The organism is Methylobacterium komagatae, assembly GCF_042661665.1.
In the GTDB taxonomy this organism is placed as follows: domain Bacteria; phylum Pseudomonadota; class Alphaproteobacteria; order Rhizobiales; family Beijerinckiaceae; genus Methylobacterium; species Methylobacterium komagatae.
In genome coordinates, this window is record NZ_JBHSWN010000001.1 from 4,849,649 (window position 1) to 4,861,608 (window position 11,960).

Genomic DNA, 11,960 nt, shown 5'->3' on the forward strand with positions numbered 1-11,960 from the left:
CGGACATCCTCACCGCTCCCGAGCCTCGCGGATGCGGTCGAGCAACTCGACTGCCGCTTCCGCGCGGGTCGCCGGATGGTCCGTCGCACGGCGCAGGACGATGCGGCTGTCCTTGAGGACGAGATCGTCCGCCGCTTGCATCGGCCCCGGCCGACAACCGGGGCGGAAGTCCGCCGCGATGCCCTGTGGGCCGCCGCCGAGCTTGGCGATGCCGAGTTGACGACAGGCAGCGCGCAGCCGACCCAGGGTGAACAGGGCGGCCACCGCCTCCGGCATGGCCCCGAAGCGATCTTCCACCTCTGCAGCCAGGGCCTCGATGGCCTCCGCCTCGCGCAGGCGCAGGACCCGGGTGTAGAGATCGAGCCGGATTTCCGGCTCCGGCACGTAGGAATCCGGGATGATCGCGGCGAGCCCAAGAGCGATCTCCGGCGTCCAATCCTCGGCCGGCAGACCCTTGGCCTGCATCAGCGCCAGTTCGAGTAGATGGCGATACAGGCCGAGCCCGACGAGCTTGGCATGGCCCGCCTGATCCTCTCCGACGAGATCTCCCGCTCCGCGCAGGTCGAGGTCGCGAGCGCTGATGGCAAAGCCCGCGCCGAGGCGGTCCATGGCTTCGAGCGCACGCAGGCGCTGCTCGGCCGCCGGGCTCGGCGGCGCCGCCGGATCGCTCAGGAGATAGACCACACCACGCCGCTGGCCCCGCCCGACCCGCCCGCGCAACTGATGAAGCTGCGACAGTCCGAACCGGGCGGCATCCCAGACGAGCATCGTATTGGCGCGGGGCACATCCAGCCCGCTCTCGATGATCGCCGTGGCGAGGAGCACGTCGCCCGAGCCGTCCGCGAACCGGACCATGGTCTCGTCCATCTCAGCGGCCTTCAACTCGCCATGCGCGACGGCGATGTCGAGATCCGGCACGAGCTTGGCGAGACGCTCCTTGAGGGGGTGATGTCCTCGATGCGCGGGCATACGACGAAGCTCTGGCCGCCCCGGCGGTGCTCCCGGACCAGGGCCTCGCGCAGGGTCTCGTCCTCGAAGGCGGTGACGATGGTGCGCACCGGCTGGCGCAAGGCGGGCGGGGTCGCCAGCACGCTGAGACTTTGCAGCCCAACCAGGGCGGATTGTAGCGTGCGCGGGATCGGCGTCGCGGTGAGCGTCAGCACGTGGCCTCCGGCCGCAAGGCGGCGCAGGTCGGCCTTCATCTTGGCGCCGAAGCGCTGCTCCTCATCGATCACCGTGAGGCCGAGATCGGCATAGGCGACGCCCTTGCCCGCGAGCGCATGAGTCCCGACCGCGAGGCGGATCGAGCCGTCCTTCAGCCCCTGTTTCACGCGTTTCGCCTCGCTTGGTGAGACGAGACGCGAAAGGTGGCCGACCGCGATGCCGAACCGGGCGAAGCGCCGTTCCAGGGTCGCGGCGTGCTGCCGGGCGAGGACGGTAGTCGGGGCGATCAGCACCGCCTGCTTGCCCGCGAAGATCGCGGCGGCGAGCGCCCGCAGGGCGATCTCGGTCTTGCCGAAGCCGACATCGCCGCAGACCAGCCGGTCCATGGGCTCGCCCGAGGCGAGGTCAGCGAGGATGGCATCGACCGCCTGCGCCTGATCCGGCGTGGGCGAGAAGCCGAAGCCCGCCGCAAACCGCTCCAGATCGCGGGCCGGCGGCACGAGCTTCGCGGCGCCCGCCTCGCGCCGGACCTTGGCGGCGTCGAGCAGGGTGCGGGCGGTGCGGGCGAGCGTCGCTTCCGCTTCGAGGCGGCGGCGGGCCCAGGTGTTGCCGTCGAGCTTGTCGAGAGTCACCGCCTCGGGCTCCGACCCATAGCGCCAGATCCGCTCGGCCTGATCCACCGGCACCATCAGCACAGCATCGTCCGCGAAGCGAAGCCGCAGGGCTTCCGTCGCATCCGTCGCCGAGACCGGCTCCAGCCCCTCGAAGACGCAGAGCCCCCGGTCGCGATCCACCGCCACGTCGCCAGGGCGCAACTCGACATCGCCGAGCGGCAGCGTCGGCCCCGCCGTGCCAACCGGCGCGGCGGACGGACCCAGAAGATCGGCCGCCGTGATGACCGTCAGCCCCGGCAGGCGGAAGCCCGCCGCCAGTGGCGCCTCGAAGGCGAGGACTGCGCCGGGCTCGGCCGTCTCCGCCTCATTCCAGGCATCGATCAGGCGGATCGGCCGCCCGGCCGGCTCGGCGGCCCGGCGAACGAGGCGGCGCAGGGGTGACTTCGGTCCGGCGAGGACGATGCGGTCGCCCACCTTCAGCCGCTCGCGCAGGAACTTCGCCATGGCCGCGCCGGGGCGTTTGTCGTGGGCGAAGACCGGAATCGCCGCGTTGTCGGCGGCATCCTCGGTGGCGCCGGTTAAGGCGCGGCTCTTGGTGAGGGCCGTCCATTCCTTTGGCGTGAGATAGAGGCCATCCGCAGCCTTGGCGGGGCGGCGGCCCTTCATCGCGGCCTCGCGCCCCTCATCGACCTGTTCGAAGAAGGCGTGGAGGCGGCTCTCCGTCCCCTCCTCCACCACGAGCCGTGCGTCGGGCAGGTAATCGAGCAGCGTCACGAGCGACTTGTAGAAGCGCGGAAGGCCGTGCTCCTGGCCGGTGAACGGCATCAGCCGCTCCTCGGAGCCCGGCTTCAACAGGATCTCGGTCGCCGGATCGACCAGCAGGTCGTTGCTCTCCGCCACGGAGCGTTGCGAAATCGGATCGTACGAACGAATCGCAGTGACGCGGCCCTTTTCGTGCTCCACCCGGCAGGGCAGCGGCGCGGCGGCGGGGAACACTTCGAGCGTCCGCCCGCGCATGGCGACCTCGCCCGGTTCGTCCACCCGCTCATCGAGGACGTAGCCGAGCCGCTGCAGTTCCACGGTGACGGCGGCGACGTCGATCGTATCGCCCACGGCGAAAGTGACCCGCGCGCCCGACCACGTCTCGGGTGGGGGCACGCGCTGGGCGAGGGCCGGGCCGGTGGTGAGGACGATGGAGGGGCGTGCCTGTGCATCGGTGAGCCAGCGCAGCAGCGCGGTGCGGGCGCCCATCATCGCCCGCGACGGCGAGGCGTGATCGAAGGGCAGGCAATCCCATTCCGGGAAGAGACCGACCGCGAGGCCGGGCTGAAGCGTCCGCAGGGTCGCGGCGAGTTCATCGAGGCGCCGCCCATCGCGGGCGACATGGACGAGGGGGCTCCCTCCTCCGCCAGATCGATCAGCGCGACCGCGAGGGCGCCGGTCGGAACAAGGGGCACATCCTCTTGTCCGCGCTCCGCCACACTCGCCCGGCGCCGCACCCGTGAGCCTGCCATGAACCGTCCCGCACTCGTACCCTTTGGCCCAGCAACGCCGCACGGCGCCTCCGGGTCCCTCGCCATCCACAGGCTGCGGCGTCGCGGTGATGCGTTGCGCCGGGGCTTGCAAGGCGCCAGAACGGGGGCCTGTCGATGCCCGGAGAGCCCGTATGCGAACAGAGACGCCGCCGCTGATCCGCCTGGAGGATTACCGCCCGAGCGCCTTCCTGATCGACCGCGTCGACCTCGACATCCGGCTTGATCCCCATGCCGCCCGCATAACGGCCGAACTCGCCCTGCGGCCCAATCCGGAAGGCGATGCGGATGCCCCGCTCCATCTCGACGGCGACGACCTGACGCTGGTCGCGATCGACCTCGACGGCGCTGGCGTGGCGCCGGGTGATCTTACGGTCGAGCCCTCCGGCCTGACCCTGCGCAATCCGCCCCGGCGTCCCTTCGTCCTGCGCCTCGTGACGCAGGTCGATCCTACCGCCAACACCAAGCTGATGGGGCTGTACCGGACGGACGGCGTCTACTGCACGCAGTGCGAGGCGGATGGCTTCCGCCGCATCACCTACTTCCTCGACCGGCCGGACGTGATGTCGGTCTACACCACGCGGATCGAGGCGAACCGCGAGGAGGCGCCGGTCCTGCTCGGCAACGGTAACCCGGTGGAAGCGGGGCCGGTGGGCGAGGATCGGCACTATGCGGTCTGGCACGATCCGCACCCCAAGCCCGCCTATCTCTTCGCCATCGTCGGCGGGCGCCTCGGCAAGGTTGAGACGACGTTCCGCACGATGGAGGGCCGCGACGTCACCTGCGCCGTCTATGTCGAGCCCGGCCGCGAGGACCGCGCGGGCTACGCCCTCGACGCCGTGATCCGCTCGATGGAGTGGGACGAGCGCGCGTTTGGCCGCGCCTACGACCTCGACGTGTTCAACGTCGTCGCCGTCTCGGCCTTCAACATGGGGGCCATGGAGAACAAGGGCCTCAACATCTTCAACGACAAATACGTGCTCGCCGTGCCGGATACGGCGACGGACGCCGACTATGCCGCCATCGAGGCGATCATCGCCCACGAGTATTTCCACAATTGGTCAGGCAATCGCGTCACTTGCCGGGATTGGTTCCAGCTTTGCCTGAAGGAGGGCCTGACGGTCTTCCGCGATCAGGAATTCTCCTCCGACATGCGCTCCCGGCCGGTTCACCGGATCGGGGAGGTGCGCTCGCTGCGCGCCCGCCAGTTTCCGGAGGATGCAGGGCCGCTCAAGCACCCGGTGCGGCCCAACGCCTATGCCGAGATCAACAACTTCTACACGGCGACGGTCTACGACAAAGGCGCCGAGATCGTGCGGATGCTGCGCACGCTGATCGGCGGGGCGGCCTTCCGCGCAGGCATGGACCGCTACTTCGCCGATAATGACGGGACCGCCGCGACGGTCGAGGATTTCCTTGCCGCCTTCGCAACCGTCACCGGGCGCGATCTCTCGGCTTTCGCTCGCTGGTACGAGCGTCCCGGTACGCCGAAGCTCTCGGCGAGTGGTCGCTACGATCCGGCCGCGCGCACCTACACCCTTCGCCTCGCCCAGATTCTCACCGTAGAGGGGCCGCCCCTCGTCATCCCCGTGGCCCTGGGTCTCGTCGGCGCGAAGGGCCCGATGACCGATGTGACATGCGCCGCGGTGACGGATGGGGTGTTCATCCTCGACCGGGACGAGGCGGAACTCGTCTTCGAGAACGTGGCCGAGGAGCCGGTGCCGTCCCTCTTACGGGATTTCTCCGCGCCGGTGCGTCTCGACCTTTCCCTCACCGACGAGCAACGCCTGCGTCTGCTCGCCCGCGACAGTGATCCGTTCAACCGCTGGCAGGCGGCGCAGGACGTCGCGATGCGGCTGATCCTCGATCCCGATCCCGCCCGCGCCGAGGCCTTCGCCGAAGCGCTCGGCACCTTCCTCGACGGGGAGGCTCTGGCCGATCCGGCCTTCGCCGCCCTCGTCCTCGCCCTGCCGACAGAGGGCGAGGCCGCCGATTCGCTTCCCTCCGACGTGGATCCCGATGCGATCCACCAAGCACGGCGGGATCTGCGGGCGCGGCTCGGCCGGGCCCTGCGCCCGCGCCTGGAACGGATCGACGCCTCCCTGTCCTCGGGCAAGGAGGCCTACAGCCCCGATGCCGCCTCGGCGGGCCGGCGGGCGCTCCGCAATGCCGCCCTCGACCTGATCGCGGCGGGCGATCCCCAAGCAGGTGCGGCGCTTGCCACGCAGCGGCTCGACGCCGCCACCAACATGACCGACCGTCTCGCGGCGCTCGCCACCATCGCGCAGATCCCAGGCGAGGCACGGGAGGCCGCCCTGACCGCCTTCGGTGAGCGTTACGCGCAGGAGCCCCTCGTCCTCGACAAGTGGTTCGCCATCCAGGCCACCATCGCCGAGCCCGAAACCCTGGACCGTATCGCGCGGCTCAAGGCTCACCCCGCCTTCTCCATGACCAACCCGAATCGCGTCCGCGCGCTGGTCGGGAGCTTCAGCATGGCGAACCCCACTCAGTTCGCACGGGCGGACGGAGCAGGCTTCGCCCTCGTCGCCGATGTCGTGAAGGCCCTCGATTCCACCAATCCGCAGGTTGCAGCGCGCCTGCTGACGGCCTTCGGATCGTGGCGTCGGCTCGAAAAAAATCGCCGTGTTGCAGCCGCCGAAATGCTGAACCGTATCAAGGCCGTTCCGGGTTTGTCCCGCGACGTCGCGGACATTCTCGGCAGGACTCTTAAAGACGGCTAACCACTTGCCGTGGTTGCATAAACGCGGTTTCGGCGAGTCGCGAAGTGCCCTCTCAGAGTCAAGGCGGAATGGTAAAAATTCGGTGGACAAACACCCCGTCCGGGTGATTGTATTCACTGAGATTCGCAGGGCGCCACCGCCCCGGCCGGATCGATTTCCGAGGGGTGAGGTTCGGCCATGCCGGAGGCGGTTTCCGCTTCCCTCTCCGCGCGTGCGGACTCGACTCTGTCGGCGGTTTGGCCCGTCCGCAGCCGGGATCCACGTTTGCAGAGAGCGGAGCGCTGGTTGCGCTATGCCGTACCCGGCGCGCTCTCCATTTTCCTGGCCTGCCTCGTCGCGCTGGCGGCGATCCACATCCGTGGCCAGCGCGCGGAGATCCTCTCCGGCGCGGAGGCCGAGGTGGAGGGCTTCGCTCGCCTTGCCGCCCATGCCCTGAGCCGTTTCGACGGCGGCCGGGCCGACCTGTACCGGCTGCTGCCGGAGGATGCCCGACATTCGGGCCGCCGCCTCGTCCTCCTCACCCCCAATTCCCAGATCGCGGAGGCGCATCCGCCCCTCCCTGCGGAGATGAAGACGCTGCCCGACATCCTCGGGGCGAGCGAGCCGCTCTCGGCGCTCGGTGAGCGTGCCGGGGCTGTGCTCCTGAGCTTGCCCGGCGGCGAGCGGGTGCTGGCGGCAGTACACAACCTTCCCGGCGGACGGGGCCAACTGGCCGTGCTTCAGCCGGTCGATCCGCTCATGGTCGGCTGGGGCGCGCGGACCCGCGACCAGATCGTCCTCGTCGGGGCCGCGATCCTCGTGATCGTCGGCGTCGGCGTCGCCTATGGTTTGCAGACGCGGCAGGCGACGCTGGCCGACCGGGCCTGCGAGCAGATCCGTCTGCGCCTCGAAACGGCGCTCCGCCGCAGCGATTGCGGCCTGTGGGACTGGGACATCGCGCGGGGCCGGATCTACTGGTCGGACTCGATGTACACCCTCCTCGGCTATCGCCGGGAGCAGCCCTACCTTGCCTTCGGCACCGTCAACGCGCTCGTTCATCCGGATGACGGCGATCTCTACAGCCTCGCCCGCGCCGTGGCTGCCAACCAGACCCACGTGGACCATGCCTTCCGGGTGCGAGGAGCGGACGGCGCGTATGTGTGGCTGCGTGCGCGCGCCGAGGTGGTGACGGACGGGTTCGATGGCGGGCGCCACCTCGTTGGCATCGCCGTCGACATCAGCCAGCAGCGCGCCCTGGAAGAGACCAGCGCCGCCAACGACATGCGTTTGCGCGATGCGGTCGAGGCGATCTCCGAGGCCTTCGTGCTGTGGGACCAGGGCAACCGCCTCGTCCTGTGCAATTCCAAGTTCCGTCATCTCCACGCGCTCAGCGCCGAGGATGCACAGCCCGGCCGCCGCTACATCGATGTGATGAGCCGTGGCGCCCTGCCCCAGATCCGCCGGGAGACGCCGGAGGTCGGCATGGCCACCGCCCGGACCTTCGAGGCGGAACTGGCTGATGGGCGGTGGCTGCAGATCAGCGAGCGCCGGACGCGCGACGGCGGCTACGTTTCCGTCGGCACCGACATCACAAGCCTCAAGCGCCAGCAGGAGCAACTCGTCGCTTCAGAGCGCGAGCCGATCGATACGGTCACCGACCTGAAGCGGTCGCGGCGGACCCTCGAAGTCCAGACGCAGCAGCTCGCCGACCTCGCCGAGCGCTACCTCGACCAGAAGGCGGTGGCCGAATCGGCCAATCAGTCGAAATCCGAGTTCCTGGCCAATATGAGCCACGAACTGCGCACTCCGCTCAACGCCATCATCGGCTTCGCGGACGTGATGGAGAACGAGGTTCTCGGCCCCATCGGCCTGCCGCGATACAGCGAATATGCCCGCGACATCCGCCTCAGCGGCGGCCACTTGCTCGCCATGATCGACGACATCCTCGACATGGCCCGGCTCGAGGCCCGGCGCGTGCGCCTGGAGCCGCGCAGTCTTCCGGCCGAGCGGGTCGTGGCCGACGCCATCGAGACGGTCTCCACCGAGGCCGCGCGCAAGGACCTGCGCATCCATGTCGATGTCCGCCCTGGCACCGACCTCCTGGCCGACGTGCGCGGCATCCACCGCATCCTTCTCGGTATCCTCGAGAATGCCGTGAAGTTCACCAAGAGCGGCGGCCGGATCGAAGTGCGCGTTCGTCCCGCCGGGGATCACGTCCACGTCTTCGTGGCCGATAGCGGCATCGGCATTCCGCGTGCCGCCGTCCCGCGGCTAGGCCAGCCATTCACCAAGGTCGAGACGCAGATCACCAGCCGTCACAAGGGTTCGGGCCTCGGCCTCGCCATCGCCCGGTCCACGGCCGAACTGCACGGCGGTGCCCTGCGCATCCGGTCCGAGGAGAATGTCGGCACTATCGTGATGCTTCGCCTGCCCGGTCCGACCCCGCAGCGCCTGGAAAGGATCGCCCAGGCCGCCGGCAAGGTGCAGCGGCGCAAGGCGGCCTAACACCGCGACGATCTGCTTCCCGCCGGCCTCGAGACGGTGGGACGGCTAGGGATCGAAGGCGTGAGTCCTTCGAGACGATGACGTTCCGCTAACCCGGCGTCCGCTGCGCCCCGCTTTGTGCGGGAGTCTCGCGCGGCGGCACGGGCGCCGCTGGTGGCGTCGGCGTGCGGGCCAGGGAGACCGAAATCGTCAAAGCGACGTGTTCGGCCATGCAGCGCAGGCCGAGATCGTTCAGGCGGAATTGCCGCCCGAGGATATGGCTCTCGCCCTTCTCGTTGCGCCCGGCGAGGTAGCGCAGGGCCTCGAACCGCCGAACCAGGGGCACCGACTCGCGGGTGGCCACGTCGCGGACGCCATCGACGATGCGGTTGTAATCGGCATCGGCTGCGACGCTCGCTGTGTAGAGGGGATCGACCAGCACCACGTCGATCCCGTGGGATTTCAACCACGTCACCGACTCGTCGAGGGCCTCGACGAAGGCGGCGGGATCGACCCGCGCGATGGCATCATGCGTGCCGACCTGCCAGACCACGAGATCGGGCTCGGCATCGGCCACGAGGGTGCGCAGGCGCTCGGCGGCGCCGGACGCGATTTCACCCGGCAGGCCGCGATGATCGATCACCACGTCGACATGCGGCATGGCGTGTTCGAGGGCCGATTCGAGCTTTACGGGGTAGGAGGCCGAGGCTCCCGGTGCCGAAGAACCGCCGATTGCCAGGATGCGCAGCACCTTCCGTTCCAACAGCGCCGACTTCGACGCGGCGAGGCCCGCGACGGTGTAGAGTTGCGAGCCGGGTACCTGACACTCGACGGAGGGTACGGGCATGGTCGTCTCCTGCCCGGCGGCCGGAAGGCCGCTGGCGAGCAGGCTGCCGAAACACAGGATGAGGACGCTGCGGTTCATGTGCGCGGACGCGGGGCTCTGCGGGAACGCCATTCGACGAACCATGCGGTGATTCCCAACGCGACGAGGCCGATGCCGGCGACCACCATGTCCACCAGCAGGCCGCCCCCGGTCTGGAAGCGAACGAGCTGGCCGATCAGGCTCAGCAGCGACCCCATCGAGAAGACGGCCAGGGAGTTCCTGCCCAGGCCCGACAGGAATCCGACGATCCAGCCGATTCGCGGCGCAATCAATGCGTAGATTGGCGAAAATGCCAACAATACCCCGATGAAGTGCACCACACGGGCCGGGGTCAGGTAGCTTTTCTCGAACGTGAATAACAAACGCGGCTCCGGCACCATGAGCGGGTCCGGCCTGATGCCGAAGACAGACAGGACCACGCCGATCAGGACGATGACGACGCCGAGCGGCATCAGCCGCCGCGTCCACCGCACGAAGGCGGGCGAGGTCCGGCTCCAATCCTGAAGCACGAAGCCGAGGACGAGCAGCAACTGCCAGCACAGCGGATCGAAGAACCACGTCCCCTCACCCGGCCAGGACGGCAGGTTCCAGTCGAGAATCAGGCTTGAAAGGTAGAGGGCGACCGACAACCCGAGCGCCAGCACCCGGCTCACCCGTGCGATCAGCACGATGATCGGCGCGATGCCGATCAGCACCACATAGAGCGGCAGGATGTTGAAGAAGCCGAGTTGGTAGGTGAGCAGCGCCATCCCGCAGACCGACTGGATCGGGTCCGCGAAGAAGTTGCCCGCGTTGTGCCATTCGAGGATCAGCGGGTTGTCGAGGAGCAGGGCCGCGCCCGCGATGATCGAGAGCGCCAGCAGCATCACCGTGATCTGGGCGCGATAGACCTCGACCGTGCGCGCCAGCATGCGCACCACGCTGCGCCAGCGCGGCTCGGGTGCACCGTCGCGCGTCCGGGTGGCGATGCCGATCGACCACCCCGCCAGGAATACGAACAGCTCGGCCGCGTCCGAGATGCCGTATTGCGAGAAGGTGTAGCGCTCGAACGTGTTGCCCGGGATGTGATTGATGAAGATCGTGATCAGGGCGAAGCCGCGCCAGAAGTCGATCGCATTGGGCTCCCGCATGGGGGCGGCGGCTCCGGGGCTGAACGGGCGAAACGGATCGGTTCGGAGCCTCTGTACGGCGCGCGGGCGCCGCTGCAAACCCATCCGAAGCGGGCAAAGCCAGGCTATTTCCTACCTGCACGACCGCCTCTGGAGCGCGGAATGCATGGGATGACAGGGATATGCGGCGAACGGTGGCTAACGTGATTTAACATCACCCGTCCGCGAACCCGGCGACGACGATCGCGTTACCGACGCGAAGGAGCCCCCGCATGCGTCACGCCGCCCTGTCCCCCATCCTCGTTTCTCTCGCCCTCTGGGCGGGCGCCTCGGCTCCGGCCTTTGCCCAGGCCACGACCGGCACCGGGGGCGGTCCCGGCAGCACGGCGACGGCGCCGAACACCAGTTCGGTAGGCCGCACCATGCCCCCGGCGGGCGGCGACGCGAGCGCGGCGACGGCCAACGACCGCGAGCACCGCACCCAGGAGCAAAAGGTCGATGACAAGATCACCAAGGGGATCTGTATCGGCTGCGGGCCGAAGTAGCGCCCCGCCTCAGAGGTCTGCGACCTCGTCCCGGGCCCTCGGCTCGTCGGCGAGGCGCAGCAGGTTCTTGCCGTAGGCGGTCTTGGAGAACAGCTTGCCGCGCGCGACCAGCTGGTCGCGGTTGATGAACCCCTGGAGGTAGGCGATCTCCTCCAGGCAGGCGACCTGAAGCCCCTGCCGGTGCTGGATCGTGCGCACGAACTCCGAGGCCTCGAGCAGGCTGTCATGCGTGCCGGTGTCGAGCCACGCATAGCCCCGGCTCATCTTCTCGACGAAGAGTTCGCCCCGCTCGAGATACGCCTCGTTGACGCTGGTGATTTCCAACTCGCCCCGGGGCGAGGGCGTCACGGCGGCGGCGATGTCGAGCACCTGATTGTCGTAGAAGTACAGGCCCGTGACCGCCCAGGTCGATTCCGGCTGCTCAGGCTTCTCGACGATCTTCGTCGCCTTGCCGGTCGCGTCCAGGCTGACAACGCCGTAGGCCTGCGGGTTGTCGACATGGTAGGCGAACACCGTCGCCCCCTGCTTGCGCGCCACCGCGCGCTTCAGCAACTCGGCCATGCCGGCGCCGAAGAACAGGTTGTCGCCCAGGATCAACGCCACGTCGTCGTCGCCGACGAACTCGCGGCCGATGATGAAGGCCTGGGCGAGGCCCTCGGGCTTGGGCTGCACCGCGTAGGTGAAGGACAGGCCGAACTGCTCGCCGGTGCCGAACAGGCGCTTGTAGTTGTCCAAGTGCTCCGGCGACGAGATGATCAGGATCTCACGGATGCCGGCCAGCATCAGCACCGAGACCGGGTAGTAGATCATCGGCTTGTCGTAGACGGGCAGGAGCTGCTTGTTGATCGACAGCGTCGCCGGGTGCAGCCGCGTGCCGGAACCTCCGGCGAGGATGATGCCCTTCAT

The 11,960-nt window shown here is 68.8% G+C and carries 6 protein-coding genes and 1 pseudogene; 3 read left to right on the forward strand and 4 right to left on the reverse strand.

Annotated features, from left to right (window positions below; translation table 11 throughout):
* Positions 1–9: 9 nt before the first annotated feature.
* A pseudogene (locus ACFQE0_RS23905) lies at positions 10–3,292 on the reverse strand (DEAD/DEAH box helicase).
* Between the two features lie 152 nt (positions 3,293–3,444).
* Here ACFQE0_RS23905 and pepN point away from each other — a divergent pair.
* Together pepN and ACFQE0_RS23915 are read left to right on the forward strand one after the other, a co-directional pair.
* A complete protein-coding gene (gene pepN, locus ACFQE0_RS23910) occupies positions 3,445–6,051 on the forward strand; it encodes an aminopeptidase N (RefSeq protein WP_378974078.1) in 2,607 nt (868 codons plus the stop codon).
* A gap of 177 nt (positions 6,052–6,228) precedes the next feature.
* On the forward strand, positions 6,229–8,535 hold the full coding sequence (locus ACFQE0_RS23915) for a PAS domain-containing sensor histidine kinase (RefSeq protein ID WP_378974080.1): 2,307 nt from the start codon (positions 6,229–6,231) through the stop codon (positions 8,533–8,535).
* A gap of 88 nt (positions 8,536–8,623) precedes the next feature.
* On the opposite strand, the gene ACFQE0_RS23920 is transcribed toward ACFQE0_RS23915, so the two are convergent.
* Positions 8,624–9,439 carry an SGNH/GDSL hydrolase family protein gene (locus ACFQE0_RS23920; protein WP_378974082.1) on the reverse strand — a complete coding sequence of 272 codons (816 nt, stop codon included), beginning with the start codon at positions 9,437–9,439 and terminating at the stop codon, positions 8,624–8,626.
* Positions 9,436–10,530 carry an OpgC family protein gene (locus ACFQE0_RS23925; RefSeq protein ID WP_378974084.1) on the reverse strand — a complete coding sequence of 365 codons (1,095 nt, stop codon included), beginning with the start codon at positions 10,528–10,530 and terminating at the stop codon, positions 9,436–9,438. Before ACFQE0_RS23925 ends, ACFQE0_RS23920 begins: the two co-directional genes overlap by 4 nt.
* 251 nt (positions 10,531–10,781) lie before the next feature.
* On the opposite strand from ACFQE0_RS23925, the gene ACFQE0_RS23930 reads away from it, so the two are divergent.
* Complete coding sequence (locus ACFQE0_RS23930) at positions 10,782–11,054, forward strand: hypothetical protein (RefSeq protein WP_378974086.1); 273 nt, start codon at positions 10,782–10,784, stop codon at positions 11,052–11,054.
* 9 nt (positions 11,055–11,063) lie between these two features.
* Here the strand turns inward: ACFQE0_RS23930 and rfbA are convergent, their stop codons facing one another.
* Entirely contained in the window at positions 11,064–11,960 is an 897-nt protein-coding gene (gene rfbA, locus ACFQE0_RS23935; RefSeq protein ID WP_378974088.1) for a glucose-1-phosphate thymidylyltransferase RfbA, read from the reverse strand.

Excerpts from the sequence above, each read along its gene's own strand:
- rfbA (WP_378974088.1), bottom strand. The coding sequence starts at position 11,960 with ATGAAGGGCATCATCCTCGCCGGAGGTTCCGGCACGCGGCTGCACCCG.
- ACFQE0_RS23925 (WP_378974084.1), bottom strand. The coding sequence starts at position 10,530 with ATGCGGGAGCCCAATGCGATCGACTTCTGGCGCGGCTTCGCCCTGATC.
- ACFQE0_RS23920 (WP_378974082.1), bottom strand. The coding sequence starts at position 9,439 with ATGAACCGCAGCGTCCTCATCCTGTGTTTCGGCAGCCTGCTCGCCAGC.
- ACFQE0_RS23930 (WP_378974086.1), top strand. The coding sequence starts at position 10,782 with ATGCGTCACGCCGCCCTGTCCCCCATCCTCGTTTCTCTCGCCCTCTGG.
- pepN (WP_378974078.1), top strand. The coding sequence starts at position 3,445 with ATGCGAACAGAGACGCCGCCGCTGATCCGCCTGGAGGATTACCGCCCG.
- ACFQE0_RS23915 (WP_378974080.1), top strand. The coding sequence starts at position 6,229 with ATGCCGGAGGCGGTTTCCGCTTCCCTCTCCGCGCGTGCGGACTCGACT.